Annotated in this window: 17 protein-coding genes; 12 read left to right on the top strand and 5 right to left on the bottom strand. The window is 70.4% G+C overall.

Translation table 11 applies throughout. The features are described 5' to 3' along the window. Positions 1 to 57 precede the first annotated feature (57 nt). On the top strand, positions 58 to 516 hold the full coding sequence (locus ACFRU2_RS31750) for a GIY-YIG nuclease family protein (protein WP_382978669.1): 459 nt from the start codon (positions 58 to 60) through the stop codon (positions 514 to 516). 48 nt (positions 517 to 564) lie between these two features. On the opposite strand, the gene ACFRU2_RS31745 is transcribed toward ACFRU2_RS31750, so the two are convergent. Together ACFRU2_RS31745 and ACFRU2_RS31740 are read right to left on the bottom strand one after the other, a co-directional pair. Continuing rightward, complete coding sequence (locus ACFRU2_RS31745) at positions 565 to 1,821, bottom strand: RNA-guided endonuclease InsQ/TnpB family protein (RefSeq protein WP_382978666.1); 1,257 nt, start codon at positions 1,819 to 1,821, stop codon at positions 565 to 567. 242 nt (positions 1,822 to 2,063) lie between these two features. Then, on the bottom strand, positions 2,064 to 2,609 hold the full coding sequence (locus ACFRU2_RS31740; protein WP_382978663.1) for a hypothetical protein: 546 nt from the start codon (positions 2,607 to 2,609) through the stop codon (positions 2,064 to 2,066). Positions 2,610 to 3,519: 910 nt separating this feature from the next. Between ACFRU2_RS31740 and ACFRU2_RS31735 the strand changes: the two genes are divergently transcribed. Next, positions 3,520 to 3,867 carry a hypothetical protein gene (locus ACFRU2_RS31735; protein WP_382978660.1) on the top strand — a complete coding sequence of 116 codons (348 nt, stop codon included), beginning with the start codon at positions 3,520 to 3,522 and terminating at the stop codon, positions 3,865 to 3,867. Between the two features lie 125 nt (positions 3,868 to 3,992). After that, the gene (locus ACFRU2_RS31730; protein ID WP_382978659.1) at positions 3,993 to 7,616 is read left to right on the top strand and encodes a hypothetical protein; all 3,624 of its coding nucleotides are present in this window, start codon (positions 3,993 to 3,995) and stop codon (positions 7,614 to 7,616) included. 233 nt (positions 7,617 to 7,849) lie between these two features. Here ACFRU2_RS31730 and ACFRU2_RS31725 read toward each other — a convergent pair whose 3' ends face one another. The 3 genes from ACFRU2_RS31725 to ACFRU2_RS31715 all read right to left on the bottom strand — a co-directional run bounded on the left by ACFRU2_RS31725 (position 7,850) and on the right by ACFRU2_RS31715 (position 9,315). Then, positions 7,850 to 8,092, bottom strand: a complete 243-nt coding sequence (locus tag ACFRU2_RS31725) for a hypothetical protein (protein WP_382978828.1) — start codon at positions 8,090 to 8,092, stop codon at positions 7,850 to 7,852. A gap of 335 nt (positions 8,093 to 8,427) precedes the next feature. Then, a complete protein-coding gene (locus tag ACFRU2_RS31720; protein ID WP_382978656.1) occupies positions 8,428 to 8,781 on the bottom strand; it encodes a hypothetical protein in 354 nt (117 codons plus the stop codon). Between the two features lie 138 nt (positions 8,782 to 8,919). Beyond that, a complete protein-coding gene (locus ACFRU2_RS31715; protein WP_382978653.1) occupies positions 8,920 to 9,315 on the bottom strand; it encodes a DUF6907 domain-containing protein in 396 nt (131 codons plus the stop codon). Between the two features lie 125 nt (positions 9,316 to 9,440). On the opposite strand from ACFRU2_RS31715, the gene ACFRU2_RS31710 reads away from it, so the two are divergent. The 9 genes from ACFRU2_RS31710 to ACFRU2_RS31670 all read left to right on the top strand — a co-directional run bounded on the left by ACFRU2_RS31710 (position 9,441) and on the right by ACFRU2_RS31670 (position 15,854). Next, positions 9,441 to 10,640, top strand: coding sequence for a S8 family serine peptidase (locus ACFRU2_RS31710; RefSeq protein WP_382978651.1), 1,200 nt, complete (start codon positions 9,441 to 9,443; stop codon positions 10,638 to 10,640). 595 nt (positions 10,641 to 11,235) lie between these two features. Continuing rightward, positions 11,236 to 11,682: a hypothetical protein gene (locus ACFRU2_RS31705; protein ID WP_382978649.1), complete on the top strand. Its 447-nt coding sequence runs from the start codon at positions 11,236 to 11,238 to the stop codon at positions 11,680 to 11,682. Positions 11,683 to 11,771: 89 nt separating this feature from the next. Continuing rightward, positions 11,772 to 12,224 (top strand): hypothetical protein, encoded by a 453-nt coding sequence (locus ACFRU2_RS31700; protein WP_382978646.1) that lies wholly within the window; start codon positions 11,772 to 11,774, stop codon positions 12,222 to 12,224. Between the two features lie 74 nt (positions 12,225 to 12,298). Beyond that, on the top strand, positions 12,299 to 12,730 hold the full coding sequence (locus ACFRU2_RS31695; protein WP_382978645.1) for a hypothetical protein: 432 nt from the start codon (positions 12,299 to 12,301) through the stop codon (positions 12,728 to 12,730). A 296-nt stretch (positions 12,731 to 13,026) separates the two neighbouring features. Continuing rightward, a complete protein-coding gene (locus ACFRU2_RS31690) occupies positions 13,027 to 13,407 on the top strand; it encodes a hypothetical protein (protein ID WP_382978643.1) in 381 nt (126 codons plus the stop codon). Positions 13,408 to 13,480: 73 nt separating this feature from the next. Continuing rightward, positions 13,481 to 13,789, top strand: a complete 309-nt coding sequence (locus ACFRU2_RS31685) for a hypothetical protein (protein ID WP_382978641.1) — start codon at positions 13,481 to 13,483, stop codon at positions 13,787 to 13,789. Then, complete coding sequence (locus ACFRU2_RS31680; protein WP_382978639.1) at positions 13,759 to 14,379, top strand: hypothetical protein; 621 nt, start codon at positions 13,759 to 13,761, stop codon at positions 14,377 to 14,379. The genes ACFRU2_RS31685 and ACFRU2_RS31680 overlap by 31 nt, the downstream gene beginning before the upstream one ends. 182 nt (positions 14,380 to 14,561) lie before the next feature. Further along, complete coding sequence (locus tag ACFRU2_RS31675) at positions 14,562 to 14,792, top strand: hypothetical protein (RefSeq protein WP_382978637.1); 231 nt, start codon at positions 14,562 to 14,564, stop codon at positions 14,790 to 14,792. A 432-nt stretch (positions 14,793 to 15,224) separates the two neighbouring features. Then, entirely contained in the window at positions 15,225 to 15,854 is a 630-nt protein-coding gene (locus ACFRU2_RS31670; RefSeq protein ID WP_382978634.1) for a VWA domain-containing protein, read from the top strand. Positions 15,855 to 15,901: the final 47 nt, after the last annotated feature.

The following is a 15,901-nucleotide window of genomic DNA, read 5'->3' as shown; positions in this document are numbered from 1 at the left end:
GGGCCCCCACTGTGGGGGCCCGCCTCTCGTATGCTCCGATCGAAGGACTGGCAGTAAGTGCGAGACAGAGCAAGCGAGATGGTGCAGGCACTGGATACTCGCGGGCCCTGGACCCCGCCCGTACCTCAGGTCGACACTTCCTGGCTCACGGACCCGCCGTACCCGCAGGATCCCGTGGACGTCTTCGCGCTGATCCAGAAGGCCACCGCACCGAAGGTGACCGTCCCCCGGCGCACCCACCAAGGGGCCGTGTACGTCATCAGCCCGGCACCGCCCGCGACTGGCCCGGTGAAGATCGGGTTCACCGGCGATGACGCCACGAAGCGCCTGCGCTCCCTCCAGACCGGCTCGCCGGTACCCCTCACGGTCCTGGCCGAGTTCGCAGGCACCAAGCAGCTGGAGGCCAAACTGCATCGCCACTTCGCTGGCCGCCGTCTGCACGGCGAGTGGTTCGACTTCACCGGTGACGACCCGGTCGCGCTGATAGGCGCCGCCGTCCATGAACTCACGGGCTGACCGTGCATGTGTGGTGATGGGGCTCCGCCGGGTCGGGGCTCGGACTCGCTACCCCCTGTGCTCGGCGTCGGTCAGGGGGTGATCGAGATGCATAGGTTTGACGTCCGCTCCGCACTTCGCGCGGGAGGTTCCTCGTTCGCCGGGCTGTGCCGGGATCAGACCCGGTCTTACCTGCCCTCCAGAGGCGTTTTGGCTGTCCGTCCGCCCGACGGCCAGGATATTCTTCGCGGCGTTGATGTCCCTGTCGTGGGTCACGTGGCAGCTGCCGCAAGTCCACTCACGGATCCCTAGCGGCTTGGCTCCGCCGTTGGTGCCGCAGGCAGAGCAGACCTGGGTGGAGGGTACGAACCTGCCGATCCGGCCGAAGGTACGGGCATGCCGTCGCGCCTTGTACTCCAGCATGGTCAGGAACTGGCCCCAGCCCGCGTCGTGAACGGACTTGGCCAGCCGTGTACGCGCCAGGCCGTGCACCGCCAGGTCCTCGACAAAGACCGCTTGATTTTCGCGGACGATGCGAGTGCTGAGTTTGTGGTGCCAGTCCAGCCGGGTGTCAGCGATCCGGGCATGCTGCCGTGCGAGACGGACACGCGCCTTCTCCCGGTTCATGCTCCCCTTCGCCTTTCGGCTCAGGTTCTTCTGCGCCTTGCGTAGGCGTCGTTCCGCACGCCGCAGGAAGCGGGGTGCGGCGATCTTCGTGCCGTCGGACAGAACCGCGAAGTGAGTCAGACCCAGGTCGATCCCTACCTCCGGCTCCACTTCCGGAAGAGGTAGGAAGTCGACGTCGACGACGAAGGACAGGAAGTAGCGGCCCGCCCTGTCCAGCAGCACAGTCACGGACGACGGGGGCGCGGGAAGCGGACGGGACCAGCGGATCTCGACATTGCCGATCTTCCCGAGGTGAACCCGGCCATCGCGCAGGACCCGGAAGTCACTGCGGGTGAATCTGATCGACTGCCGGCGGTCCCGCAGCGATCGAAAGCGCGGGTAGCCGACCCGTGGCCCCAGCAGCTTCCCGGCTCGCGAATCGAAGAATCGACGGAAGGCTCCGTCCAGATCGCGAACGGCCTGCTGCAGCATCGTGTGGGACACATCCGCGAGCCAGGCCCGCTCCTGCGTGTGCCTGGCCGCGGTGATGACGCGCTTCTGGAGTTCTCCGCTGGGGATGTACTTCTCGCCGGCCTCGAATGCCTGCTTCCGCAGGAGCAGGCCATCGTTGTAGACAACCCGAGCACACCCGAAGGACCGGGCCAGCGCCTCGCGCGCGGCCAACCGCGGGTAAAAGCGGTAGTTGTACCGGAGCTGCACCGTGACATCGTCTCGTAGCCTCCCCTCACCTCGCGGTGACTTCGGCGAAACTGCCCGGTACGGGAACGTCAGCGGTCAGCCTGTCCCGAAAACCCGTCCCGCTTCCCCGACGCGTCCGCGAGTTCCGGGACGCCTTTCAGGACGCCTCTGGTGCTCCGGACGCCGTGGCGGGCGGCCGTCCCGGAATCGGTCGATTCCGGGACGGCCCGACCGAACCCCTGTCGTACGGACTCACGGCCGAATCACACGGTCGTGTCCTTCGCGGCGATCCGGTCGTCGAGGTACACCACGGCTGTGGCGCTGGCTCCAGCGTCGGAGGGGACCACGTTGCCCAGAGCCTGGGAGACCGCGGCGCCGACGCGCCGCCCGATGGCCCGGTCCGTCGCCGTCCACTCGCTGTGAATGTCGCTGTGCTGAATGTTGCGACACCAGCTGAGGACGGCGGCGAGGGTGATGCCGGACAGTGGCACCGTCACCATGCCGTCGTCGTCGGGCGAGACCTCGTCCTCCGTCGGCGGGCGGAACGCGCTCCCCTGTTTCATAGGCCCGGTGGTGTAAGCCCTCTCTCCGTCCTTGGCGACGTTCTCCAGCAGGTAGGCCCAGGTGTGGCCGTGACAGCGCACGCGGGCCACCCCGATACCGGCAGCCACAGCCAGGTCGGCCTGGTACGCGGCGTAGCTCACGGGCCAGTCGCTGTACGGAGGGTCAGGCTCCCCCTTGCCAAACATCCGTTCAATGACTCCCACCAGCGTCTCCTCCATCTCGGCGCGGACTTCGCTCCCCACCATGATCAGGGTGAACGCGCCACGGCCGACTGCCCTTCGATCATTCCCCGTTCACTCGCATGGGTGGACGTGGCAAATGTCCCGAACGTCTTTCGGGACGGTCCCGGAGACTTCCGATCATGGAGGGGGCGCAGGAATCGAAGCGTGCCGCGTGGAAGGTCGGCGAGTCCGGGCGGCGGGCGAAGTCGGTGTACCTGCGGCGCCCGGACGAGGTACGGCCGGAGCCCGAGAGCAGTTCCCACCCGGCTATAGTTACTCCTACGAATCTCCTTGTGGGTGACCTCGCTCTCTGAGTTTGAGGAACCCTGCCTGGTGGTTTGTGGTGAGGGGTCAGACGATTTTGCCCAAGCCGGTCCTCCGAGGCCGGTACGGACCTTCGGGTCCGTGTCGTCTGGCCCCGACTTAATTCTTTCCGGGCCGCGGCGGGCTCTGCCTCTGCCATGCTGGCCCATGGTCACGGACGGGCAGACGCCCCACACCGACCCCGACTCGGACCACCGCCTCTGCGGGATCTGCCCCGCCCTGCGGTACCCACGCGAGCAGTTCGTGATCTACGACCGGCCGTGCCGCGAAGCACCCTTCGACCCCGCCGACGGACACCGGTACACCCTGGCCGGAGAGCCGGCATGCGTCCACCCCCACAAGATCGGTACGCCGCCCGACCGCGTCGCCCCTCCGTCCGAGCCCCCGCCGGAATCCCCGGCACCGCCCCGCCCACGCCGCTGGTGGTGGCCGGGTGCGGGCAGGCCATGAAGGACACCGAGGAGAACGTGACGGCGGCGGCCATGCCATCAGGTTGGCCCGGTGCGTTCTCACGGCCGGCGAGAGGCGGGTCGGACCGGGCTGCATTCCGGATTGTCGGCGCCGTCATGCAGGATGGCCGAGACGATCATTCTGCACGGGGAGGAACTGCATGTCCGACGTCTGGGTACTCGGCACCCACCTGCAAGAGGGCAACTCCGGGTCCCTCGTCCGCGCCGACGCCATCACCCATCTACAGGCGTCCACGGAGAAGGTCACCGCCTCGCGGATCGGCTCAGAGGACTCAGTGGTGCTGGCCCACAAGGACAGCGAGGGTCTCTGCGGTCCCGCACCCGTCCTGCCCGAGGACTTCCACCTTGCGCTGCTGGTCGTGATCAACGAGGCACGCAGGCAGGCCCGCGCTGGCGGCGACGAGGACCTTGTTGTCCTCGCAGACCTCGACGACAACAAGAAGTGGGACTGGTCGGTCTTTCCGCTCTCGGAGGTCTACACCGGGTGAGCCGCACACCGGCGCCCCGCCGTTGAAGGCTGGCTCCGCCGGGGAGGCAGCCGTCGGTCACCTTCGTCGCGTGAGCGCACTGGCACCACGCCCCGGGGTGCGTCAAGCACTGCTAGCGTGGCCCGGTGACACCGAATGGCGCTCCTCGCGCGGAAGTTGACCCGTCCCGGCTGGTGGACGGCTCGCACACTGCAAACGCCCTCACCGCGCTGGGAGCCAACGGCGAGCGTGCGCTGGCTCACCTTCGCACCGCCGCGCAGATGCTTCAGGAGCCCGAGCGCTGGCCCAGGCCGTTCGAGACCGTCCAGGCGTCCTGCCGGTCCGCTCTGGATGCGCTCCTAAAGGAAGCCGGGGAGGACTTCGAAGGTCCGCGCGGTGCCCAGGAGCAGGTCAACAACGAGGTCGCGGGCTTCCTCAAGCAGGCCGGGAAGCAGAGACAGACCCCGCTGGGCAAGTTGCTCACCGCTCTCGACGCCGCAGATGTGCCGGACACCTTGGAGCCGAAGGCCGGCCTGGGAGCGGAAGTCGAGCGGCTGATCCACATCCCCAAGGGCCGCCTGCCGGTTCTCGCCGACCCCCGGCCGGAGTACGAGGCGGTCCGCGAGCTCCTGGACTTGGTCAAGGAGCTGCCGGCGCTGCCCGCTGGCGGGAATGACCAGCGGGCGGTCATCGAGATCCTGCGCCGCGTGCGGCAGGCCCGCCAGATGTCCGGAGCGGCCGAAGAGGCGGCCCTGCCGGACGGTCTCGACGGCCTGCGAAACGCGTGGGCCTACCAGGAGCGCGAGAGGCAGATCGGCGGCGGTTTCCGGCGGCGCCAGTTGGCGTACATCGTCACTCAGCGCACCGGCACCGTCCCCGGGGACGGTGAGGAGGAGGCGTTCCGGGCGTGGGCGAAGTTCTACCGGCGCGCCTCCGGCAGTCTTCACGGCGGCGGGGCCGAGGACGAGGCGAGCACCCGTCGCCATTTCGTCGACCTCCTGGCCCACATCGAGCAGCTCCTGCTCGACCTGCCCGCCTTGGCCCCGCTGCTGGTCCGGCTCGCCCGTACCGAGGTGCCAAGCGCGGCGGACGCCGCCGCGGTGGCCGCGATCCACCAGCCGCGTGCGATCCGCTGGTTCTTCGCCAACGCCGTGAGCCCCGCCTGGCTCGACCTCGTCAGTACCACGCGGCTGCTGCCCGAGGCGGCGCGGTGGCCGGCCCAGCCGTACCTGGAGCGCGTCGCGCAGGCGGATCCGCAGCGGGCCCTGGCCTGGATCCAGCTGCACCAGGGCGCGTTCACCGGCGTGGACCCGGCCGTGCTGGGCGGCCTGCTGCGGGTGGGTCGCTCCATCGGCGGGGACTCCTCCCCCGTGGTGCGCGCCGTCTTGGACCAGGACGGCACCGTGGAGGTGCTCTGGCACCAGTTGGTGGTGTGGCTGGTCGACATCCCGGCCGGCAAGCGGGACGTCAACTGGGTGGAGGTGGCCAAGCGGGTGCTGCTGTTCGCGGTGGAGAACCCGGCCGGGCAGTACTGGGAGCTCCAAGCGCAGCTGGTGGAGCTCCAGCGCGCCGCGTACGGCCCGAACGGCGCCGGGGAGGCGGCCGTGGTGCGGGCCGTACGTTCCGCGGTGAGGGAGGTCGTCGAGGCCGCCGTGACGTCCGAGGTTGAGCGGGCGGACCTTGACCTGGCGGACGACCTGCGCCAGATCGTCGCGGCCGACGACTTCGGCGGCCCCTCCGCCACCCGGATCGCGGTCCGTGCCCGCCTCGACTTCGCCCGGACCGAGTTCGAGCACGGCGTCACCCTGGCCGAGCGCATCGACGGATGGCCGAGTCTGCCGGGACCGTCCCGGTGGGCGGACCGCGTGCTGGCCGTGCACCTGCTGGAGAGCCTCCCCCAGCAGCGCGACGACTCCGATGCCTCCCAGAGCTGGCTCGCGGCCGCCCGCGGCCTCCTGGCTCGCCTGGGCGAGGTCGAGATGATCGGCGCCGACGCCTTCGACCTGGTCGCTGTCGCCCTCGACCGTTGCCCGCCCGATGCCCTGCCGGAGCTGGAGGAGGAGCTCACGGCCGCGCTCGGCCCGGCCCCGACCGGGGCCGCCCTCGAAGCGGGCCGCAGCGCTCTGGCCGACTGGACTGTCCCGGCCCCGGCGGGCTGGTCCGTGGTGTGGTCGCTGTCCCCGGTGCTGCCCGCATCGGTGCTGGCCCCGTGGCAGCCCGTCGTTGACGCGGTGACCTCCCGGCTCGGGCCCGTTCCGGCCAAGCCGCTGCCGCGGTTTCAGGTCGTCCCCTACCTCGACACCCTCACCGCCGCCGGACAGGACCTCGCGGCCGCGGCCGCCAGCCCGGGCGCGCCGGTGGCCGCCGCGCTCCTGCTGCAACGGCAGCAGGCTGGCTCCCTGTCCCCGGACTACTGTCGGATCGTCCTGGGCCAGCTCGTCGCCACCGATCCGGCCCGGTGGGCCGCCGACGTCCCCGCGGTCACCGCGGCTCTCGCGGACCACGCTCTGCAGCAGGCCTACCTGGCCGCGCTGCGCACCCCGCTGACCGCCGACCCGTGCCCGCTCCCGGACCACGAGGCCACCACGAGGGCCGTCATCGCAGCGCTGTGGGACCTGCTCTGCGCACCCGGAGTCGAGGCCTCGGTCCGGCTGCAGACGGAGCTCACCCTGTGCCTGGCGCTGAGCGAGGCCTGGACGAGCCGCATCGACCTCGGGGACATCTCGATTGCGATCACCGGCTGGCTGGAAACGGCATTCGCTGCCTGGACCGAGCCGACTGACCCGGTGGCCGACCCGCTGTCGGCCACGCACTCCGAGATCGGCGGCCTCGCGCTCGACGCCCTCCTCCGATACGGCCTGACGTTCGCCGTCGCCCCGGCCGAACTCACGGCGGCCATCGAGACCCTCCTCGACAGCATCCTCGACGAGGGAACCGACAGCCGCGCCTTGGCCGTCATCGGCCAACACCTCCCCGCCCTGATCCAGCACGCGCCCCTGTGGACCGAACGGCATCAGGCAGATCTCTTCGACCTCGACAAGCCGTTCGTGCCCGCCGTCATCGGGATCAACTCCCGGCGGAGCATCGACGCGGCCGGCATGCGGATCCTGCGGCGCCTCGACCCGCTCAAGCTCGCCGCCTACTTGAGCCGCACCAGCGGCGACGACACGACGCACGCGAGGCTCTGGCCATACTGCGCGGCCCTGCTGCTGGCCAAGCCAGCCGACCTCGGAGGCCGCCCCGAATTCCTCGCCCTCCTCACCACCTACGACGGCGGCCCTGCGGCGATCTCCCGACTGCTGAGCGAGGCCGAGCGCCTCCTACCCCGCACCACCACTCCGGAGAACGCGCCGGACATCGAGCACGGCATTGACCTGTGGCGCGACGTTCTCGCCCTCGACCTTCCCAACTCGGCCGGCCACCTGCACGGGGCCGGGAGCTTTACCCACACCACAGCGCTGGACGACTCGGTGTGGCTGGAGCTGACCGCCCAGACCCTCAAGCGCACCACGGGCATCACCAACATCACCGCCGTGGCACGACGCGCGGCTCGGCGGCCGAACCTCGAAACCGCCCACCAGGTCCTCGCACTCCTCGTGGCCGCCAATGGCCCCGACGACTCCGCCATCGCGGCATTCCGAACCGCAGAGATCAAGAACGCCGGCATCGCGCTGTGGCAGGCCTCCCAGCCCGGCACACCGGGCCGCACCGAGCTCGGCCAAGCCCTCGCCCGTCACCACGACTTCCTCGAGGGCGCCGTGAAGGAGTGAGGCGGCGCCCCGGTACCGGAACTGGCGCCAGCCGCCTCTCGGATCGGGACGCGGCCCGCACGCTCGCAGGGCTCTTCAAGGTGGATCCCGGGGGTTACCGGGCGGCGGAGATGGTTGAGCTGCGCTGGTACGCGATCACCGGGGACTACCGTGCGTACGAGGAGTGGGAAGAGCAGCAGGCTCCGAGGCTGACCGAGATTCGTTGCCCGTGTGAACGACGAAGCGTCGACGGGTCAGACGGGATCGGTGTACGAGATCGGCTTGCCGGTGGCCTGGGAATATGCAATCTCCCTGCTCGTGGACTCGCCGATATACCCGCCGGGGTTGACGACCAGGACCCGGTCAGCCAGGTCGATCTTGCGCAGGTGGAGGGTGTCCAGGGCGGTCTTCTGCTCGTCGGTGATCAACTCGTCTGCTTCGCCTGGCGCGACGACGATGACACCTGCGAAGGTCAGATCGCGGTTCGCCGCACGCATCTCGTTCACGAACCGGGTGGAGCCACAGATGCAGACAATCTCGGGCCGGTCGGGCACGGCTCAGTCCTTCGGTCGAACGGGAAACCGTCCGTGTGCACGCTGACGTCACAGACAGGCATACGCGCAAACAGCTTATGGAGCGAGATGGCCGCCGCACAGCTACACCGTCGCAGGCGGGAGACATGGCCCGTACCGGGAACAGCGCTGCTCGACGGCTAAGCCTGGGGTGCATCCCCACCACGAACAGCCCAACGACCAAGCCCAACCGCCGTCACGCCAACCCCGCACGTCGTGCGTCGCGGAGGCCTGGACGGAGCTCAGGAAAGCCCTCGTCGTCAGGCCGGGACGCTGCCGGCTCCAGCGCCTCGTGACCGCTTCACCATGATGAGGCCGCCCAGCACCGTTGCGAGCAGAATGACCGCACCCAGGACCATGGTCGGGACAGCCGGGGTACCGGAGCCGCCGAAGGAGAGCCAGGACCAGGCCGTCGGGAAGTACAGCAAGGGCAGGCTGGTCGGGCCGGGCATCAGCAGTCCGGCGCGCTCACGGGTGGTGAACGTTGGGGCGTCGGGCTCAATCGCGGCCAGCTTGCGGTAGAGGCCCCCCACGTTCAGCGCCATCAGCAGTGCGACAGCCGACGGGTACCACCAGCCGTCCGCCATCGAGCGCACCAGGGATTCCAGAGTCATGTGCTCATCCTCCCCGATGCCACTGACACCGGCGCCCGTCCCTACGGGGACGCTCACCGTCAGCATCTACGCGCCCTTCGGGAAGATCCCCGACGTCTCCGAGCAGGGTCACCCGCCCCGCGGCCGGCGTCTAGCGGATCAGGCCGCGTCCTGCGCGTTCTCGGGGAGCAGCTCGCGCCAGGCACGCAGTTGTCCGGCCACCCGGTCCAGGCCGGCCAGCACGGTGTCCAGCTCGGCGCGGGTGCGCACCGGCAGGTAGTCCGTCAGCTGGTTGTGGCCCTTCGCGTCGTCGACTCCGAAGTGGATCTGCGGCTGCCGCGGCGTCCCCTGTTCCTGGAACGTCTCGTTCGCGGACATCGCGAATGAGACGTTGAGGAGTTCACCGCTGACCGTCGGCGGGAACCTCACCGCCGCCGCCTGCGAGAGGTGGACGATCGTGTCGGTGCCCGCGTCCTCGGCGCTGTGATCGGCGTGTGTGCACCACGGCGGGCAGTTCTCGCCGGTCACCGACGACTTCCAAGCGTTCGCATCCATGGCCAGAATCCTCCCATACAACCTGAATAACCCTTTTCGGGTCAGGTGCTGCCCTGGATGGACAGTGTGATGGGGTGGGTCCGCGCGGGATTTGCAGCAGCGCATGGACAAAGAGGGGCGCGAAGATGCAGGACACCATACGTCGACACGGGTCGTGGTGGAGGGCGGCGAGCGTCGTCGTGGCAGCGGTGGCGGTCAGCTCGGGCACGGTGCTGCCGGCGGCCGCCGATACCGACTCGTGGGACTACCTCACGAAGATGCAGGCCCGGGAGATGTGGAAGGTGGCGGAAGGCACCGGCGTCACAGTGGCCGTCATCGACAGCGGGGTCAAGGACGGCTCGGGCTGGAAGAGCGACTCGGTTCTTCCAGGCGTGTCCTACATCGAACCGCCCTTCGAGCGCCCGGATATCACGTACCCGCCCCACGACGACTTCGTCGGGCATGGAACGAGCATGACCGCGGCGATCGTCGGCGACGGCTCGTCAGGCGGCCCCAAGGGACTGGCTCCCGGCGCAAAGGTGCTGCCCATCCGCACGTCCGTTGGCACCCCCATGGCTTTCGCCGTGGCCTCGGAAGCCGCACGGGGAATCCGGTACGCGGCCGACAACGGAGCCAAGATCATCAACTTGTCCATCGGCGTGACTCCAGACTGGCCGATGGACAAGATCAAGCCCGCCGTCGAGTACGCCCAGAGCAAGGGGTTGTTGATCTTCGCCGCGATGGGGAACGAGGGCGAGCGCAAGAACTGGACCAACGCGATCGCCGGCCTGCCGGGAGTGATCGGCGTAGGAGCCGTCGACCCGACCGGCAAGGCCATGCCGTTCAGCTCCCACGGGCCCGACACGGACCTGACCTCCGTCGGCAGCAAGGTCCAGATCCGCTGCTCCGAAAACAAGGGCTGGTGTGTGGGGAACGGCGGCACCTCATACGCGACCAGTCTGGCCTCCGCCTCCGCGGCGCTCGTCTGGTCGGCCCACCCCGACTGGACCGCGAACCAGGTGGCCCGCGTCCTCATCCAGACCGCCGGCGCCCCCACCGACGGCACCAAGCGCAGCGACTGGGTCGGCTACGGAGTCGCCCGACCCCGCAAGGTATTGCTCGACCACGAGGGAGACCCGGGGGCGCCCGACGTCGACCCCCTGGCCGCGCCGGCCCCCGCGAAGACCCCCACCCCCAGCACCGACCCGACCGCTGCGGCGCCGCTCCCGGCGGCGGCCGCGGACGCGGAACCCGGCCTCTCCTGGCAGCGACCGGCACTCGGCGCCGTCGTCGCCGTGAGTCTCGCCCTCGCCGCCACAGTGATCGTCAAGCGCCGTCGCCGCTGACTCCTGCGGGCCCGTTCGGCCGCCCTGACTCACCCAGTCATCTACGCATGGGGCATGGAGGCCGCTCGGGAATCCGTGCAGCTGGAGCTGGTGGTGGCAGGTGTACGGATCGCCTCGCCGAACGGGGTGGGGAGGGCCGGCAGCCGGGAGGTAGCCACGATCCGCCGAGCCTCGGCGTGACGGCCGGCAGGGGCGCTGCCCCCGCACCCCCGGCCACCCTGCTGAGGGGGTGAGGCTCCGCTCGTGGCGTGCGGCCCGCCGGGGGTGAAGGGGGATGGGGCGCGGGGTGGGTCCCTCGTTGGTCGCTCTCCGCACCATGCCCTACGACCGCCCGGGGGCGCGGCGAAATGCATGCCGCGCCCCCGGGTGCCCGCAGGGCCCACCGTGATCGCCGCCCAACGAGGGACCCACCCCGCTCGGCCGGAACTCTGGCCAGCGGCCGCAAGTCCCCGCACGGGCACCTGAGAAGGTGCCCTGAACTGCGAAGATGCCAGATCCCGGGTGGACAGACCACATCGCATTAGGTAGACTAGTGCATGTCGGAGAGAGGGAGGGCAACCCGCCCCGACGACACCACCAACCACGAGGAGCGATCATGACTCGCAACTACCGGGCTCCCAAGGCCGAGCCGGTCACCGCCGAGGAGGTCTCCGCCCACGTCGCGGCTACCCCCGCGGGAGCCGTCCCCTCCATGCTCAAGGACGCCGTACGGGCCGCGCTCCCCGTCACCATGTGGCCCAGCCCTTGGGTCGGCAAGGACTTCTACGGCCTGGACTGCCTGCTCACGCCTGGCTCCATGCACGGCGAGCGCCCCGAGGATGCCGCCCCAGGCGGTGAGCCGATCCTCTCCGTCCTGCCGCACGACTACCTCTCCAGTAACGCGGTCTTCATCGAGAACCTGAAGGAGACCGCGCGCGCCGCGGGTTCCACCGAGGCCGAAGCCGCCGAGTTCAGCCGCTGGGTCATCATCGAGGCCCAGCTCTGCTTCGGGGACTTCCAGACCCCGTACGCGACCTGGAAGGACCGTCAGCGCACGGCCTGACCCCAAACGCCGTAAGGGAGTAGGCGCCGGTCGGGGGTGGCACGTACCCCGCCCCCGACCGGCCGCCCGCGCCGACGAAGGACACAGCGATGACGTACCAGCAGCCGACTACGGCCCCCCGCCCGGTCACCGCGCACTACTACAGCTCCACCGAAGTGGCTGCCAGGGTCAGCCGCTTCCTCTACTCCGAGGCCTACGCGGTCACCCCGCCGTCCGGCACCGCCAGCGGCCCGCAGACGTGGCGCGGGACCACCGTGCGCGCCGCAGTGGAGGGCTCCACGCGCAAGCCGCCGGTCGGATGGCCGCACGGGCAGGTGGAGTTCCACCCCGGCGGGATCATCCGGTTCACCGGCCCCCCGCCCATGCCCTGGGACCCGTCCGAGTTCTGGCACGCCGAGCCTGTCGCCGCTCCCACCTCCTGGGGGCCGAGCTGCACGCGGTGCGGGGCCTTCGAGGCCGAGCACTGCTCGTGGTGCGCGCCGTGGCTCCACCGCCCGGACGGAACCAGCTGCGTCCACGGCACCTTCACGCCCGCCAGCTGACCGGAGGCGACCCGCCCCGCCCCGGCGGGCGGATTCCCGCCCGCCGGTCCATCACCTCACCGAAGGACACCACCTTGACCCCGCAGCAGATCACCGCCCAGAGCTACACCCTCCCCGCCGCCCTCGCCCTGGCCGAGGCCGGTGACCGCGCCGAGCAGTACGAGACGGACCAGGCGGGGGCCGCCCGCGCGGCCTGCCTCCTTCTGGCCGCCACGGTCCGCGACCTGCTCACCGACTGCGACCACGACGCCCCCTTCGACGCCACCGGGCTTGAGCTCCGGCTGAACCCGGGCCCCGGCACCGTGAGCGCCACGGGCTACTACTGGACCGCCGACGGGGAGCGCCGCGAGTTCCAGGGAGCCGACGACGTCTACCACCTCCAGGGGTGGGCCCACTTCCTCACCACCGACAACCAGGACACCTGGGAGCAGCTGTGCGCCGTCCAGGACGGCGGCACGCACACCACCTGGTACAGGCTCGACCTCATCCGAGCCTCCGCGTCCTGACACACCGGAGCCCGGGGCGGGCGAGGAACTCCCGCCCCGCGCCGCCCTTCCCCTCTCGGAGCACCGATGACCGCCACCCTGGCGCAGCACACCGGCGGACAGGAGGCCGGTCGGCAGGAGAGCCGGCGGTCGCGTTCCGCGCGCGGTCGGCGCCGGCTCGTTGTGGTGGTTGATCCCGTCGCGAACGTCCACTCCGGCCCGGCCGCACCACCGTCACCCGGCCATCCGGCCGGACCCCGGTGCGCGCCGCCAACCACCGACTTTCCCCGACCATCCCGCCGAGCCTGGAGAACACCATGAACACGCAACTGCCCGCCCTCGTCTCCGAAGAAGCCTTCGGGCCCCGAGCCCTGGACCAGGCCATCGAGCACGTAGCCCGGCTCGTACGGCGTGCCGCCGAACGCGACGGCGTCACCGACGAGGACGTCATGGGCCACCTCACCGACAACATGCTCGGCGCGGTCTACTTGGGATACCTGCACGCCGAACGCGACAACCTCGACGCCGAAGCACGCGATGACGCAGCCCGGCGCACCGCCTATCGGACCCTCTACGACAACGGCTTCCCCGGACTCGCCTACCGGACCGTGCTGCGGCTGTGGGGGCGCCCGCGCTCCCGCCACCGTCCGGCCGCCATACCCACCGGCCCGGTTGCCACCCTTCACGAAATTGGGTAGACTAGTCAATGTCGAAACAGGGAGGGCAAGCCCTGGATCACGCACCACACACCGCCGAGCCGAGGAGATATCCGTGGGTGGACACGACTTTGAACAGGTGATCAGCGGGGCGACGCTCCAAGAGGCGTTCCATGACGCCGTCGAGCAGGCCCAGCGCGAGTACGGACACAACCCCTACTCCGGAACGGTCGGCATGAAGGACGAGGTCGTGCTGATCAAAGAGGAATCCCGGACCGAGGACGAAGCCCAGACCCGCGCCCACGAGCTGATCGAAGCCGACGACGAACGCATCCGCGACAAGTGGGGCCCGGCCGGGGCCCTGCCCCTCCATCCCGTCGACGGACAGCCGGCATGGCTGCTCTTCGGGTGGGTGGCAAGCTGATGACCACCCTCACCGCCACCGCCGCGCGCAGCAGCTTCCGTTTCGCCCTGGATATCGACGGCTGGTCCGAGCTCAGCGCCTGGGGCTACGACGAGGGGCTGGAGTCGTACTTCGCGCAGCTCTGGCGCGACGGCGACCCCGTCAATTCCAACCCGACCGTCTGGCTGATGGGCTACGACCCCCGCTACACCCGCCGCGAGGACCTCTTCGCCGCGATCCTCGCCACCACCCACGCCGCGCCGCTGAATATCCTCAGGGCCCTCGGCGGCGACCGCGAGCAACCCCCGGCGATCCGCCCCGGCGCCGCCCCGATCCTGGCCCACCGCCACGCCATCGCCCGGCACGACACCGACTCCTTCTACCTGCGCGGCGCCGCCGAGGCGCTCGCCTGGCTCGCCGCGGAAGCGCCGCACGGCCCGCTCACGGGGCAGAAGAGTCCGCCGCGAGGGCCGGGGTTCCTCGAGGTCGAGGCCGAACGGTGGGCGGCGAGCGCGGCCGCGCATCAGCGCCGCGACCTCCCGCGCGACTGGTTCGCCGGGATCGAGACCACTCTGAGGTGGGCGAACGGCCAGGCCGCCAGCCCCTGGTGACGCCGGCGCCGCCTCGCGCGCGGATACCGGCCGGTGCCCGTGCGCCCGCCTCTGGATGAAGGTGCGCGGGCACCCGGACACGGAGTTGACCCCACCCCCGAACGTGAAGTAGAATAGTCAATGTCGCGAAGGGGAGGGCAAACCCCGGGTCGACCCCACTGCCACCCGCGAGGAGCCATTCCGTGAACGCCTACACCGCCGAGACCCCCGCCGCGACCGCCCGCCCCACGGAGCGCCGCTTCCCGCGCTTCTGGAGCCGACGCCAGCCCTCCCCTGCACCGTACGTGGAGCTGGACTGCGCCTGCGGCGTGCGGATTTCGGCGGCCGGCTTCGTCGGCGTCCTGGCCACCCGCAGGAGCATCTTCAACCACACGTGCCGCACCGAGGCCGCGCCCGCCGCCGCGAAGCCGTAGCCCCGCAGCCGCCCGCTTGCGCCGCTCCCGCAGGGGCGGCGCCCTCTCGACCCGCGAGCCGATGCGCCTCGCTGCCCAGCGAACCGGCAGCAGCGACCACACGCCGCCCCGCGCACCCGCGGGGCGAACCCCGAAGCGGCAAGAGAGACGGCATGGCAGTCCTGAACTACCGGCTCATACCGGCCTCGCCCGACGAAGGGCGCCCACATCGGAACCGGCGCGGAAGCATCCGCCGCCGCACGCGGCGCTGGGCCCGCCGGGCGGCCAAACGTGCCGACGAACGACTGTGGCACCGCGAGCGCGACCAGCGAGCCTGACCCCCCGCCCGATTGACACCCACCACCCCGATAGGTAGACTAGTTAATGTCGGAACAGGGAGGGCAAACCCTGAATCGGCCATCACGAACCGTCCCGCACGAGGAGTTCTCCCCCATGACCACCCCCGCCCGTCGGCACATCATCGTCGTCCTCGACCGCTCCGGCAGCATGAACCGCGTCCGCGAGGACACCGAGGGCGGACTCAACGCCCTCCTCGACGAGCAGCGCCAGGCGCCCGGCATCACCACCGTCACCCTCGTGCAGTTCGACGAGGAGGTCGAGACCGTCTACGCCGGACGCCCGCTGGGCGAGGTCCCGGAGTTCATCCTCCGGCCGCGCGGCATGACCGCCCTCCTGGACGCCATCGGCACCGCCGTGCTGCAGGAGGGGCAGCGAATCGCCACGCTCCCGCCCGCCGAGACACCGTCCGAGACCACCCTCGTCATCCTCACCGACGGCAAGGACAACCGCTCCACCCGCTTCGACGCGGGCCTGGTCCGATACCTGATCAACGGGGCCCAGAAGAACGACGGCTGGACGGTGCTGTTCCTCGGCGCGAACCAGGACGCCTTCACCGTCGGCGGCACCCTGGGCATCCCCAGCGCCACCACCATGAGCTTTGACGCGTCCCAGACCCAGGCCACCCTCACGGCCGCCGGAACGATGGTCCGGCGCGGTACGCAGACCGGCGAGTTCGTCTTCACCGACGAGGAGCGCGGCGCCGCCGTCAACCGGCCCAAGTAGCCCGCCCCGCACCACCCGGCCCGCCGGGGGCGCACCACCGCGCGCCC

The organism is Streptomyces sp. NPDC056883, assembly GCF_042788835.1.
GTDB classification, from domain to species: domain Bacteria; phylum Actinomycetota; class Actinomycetes; order Streptomycetales; family Streptomycetaceae; genus Streptomyces; species Streptomyces stoeckheimensis.
The sequence above is the reverse complement of the archived record's forward strand: the minus strand, read 5'-3'. Positions and strand labels throughout refer to the sequence as shown.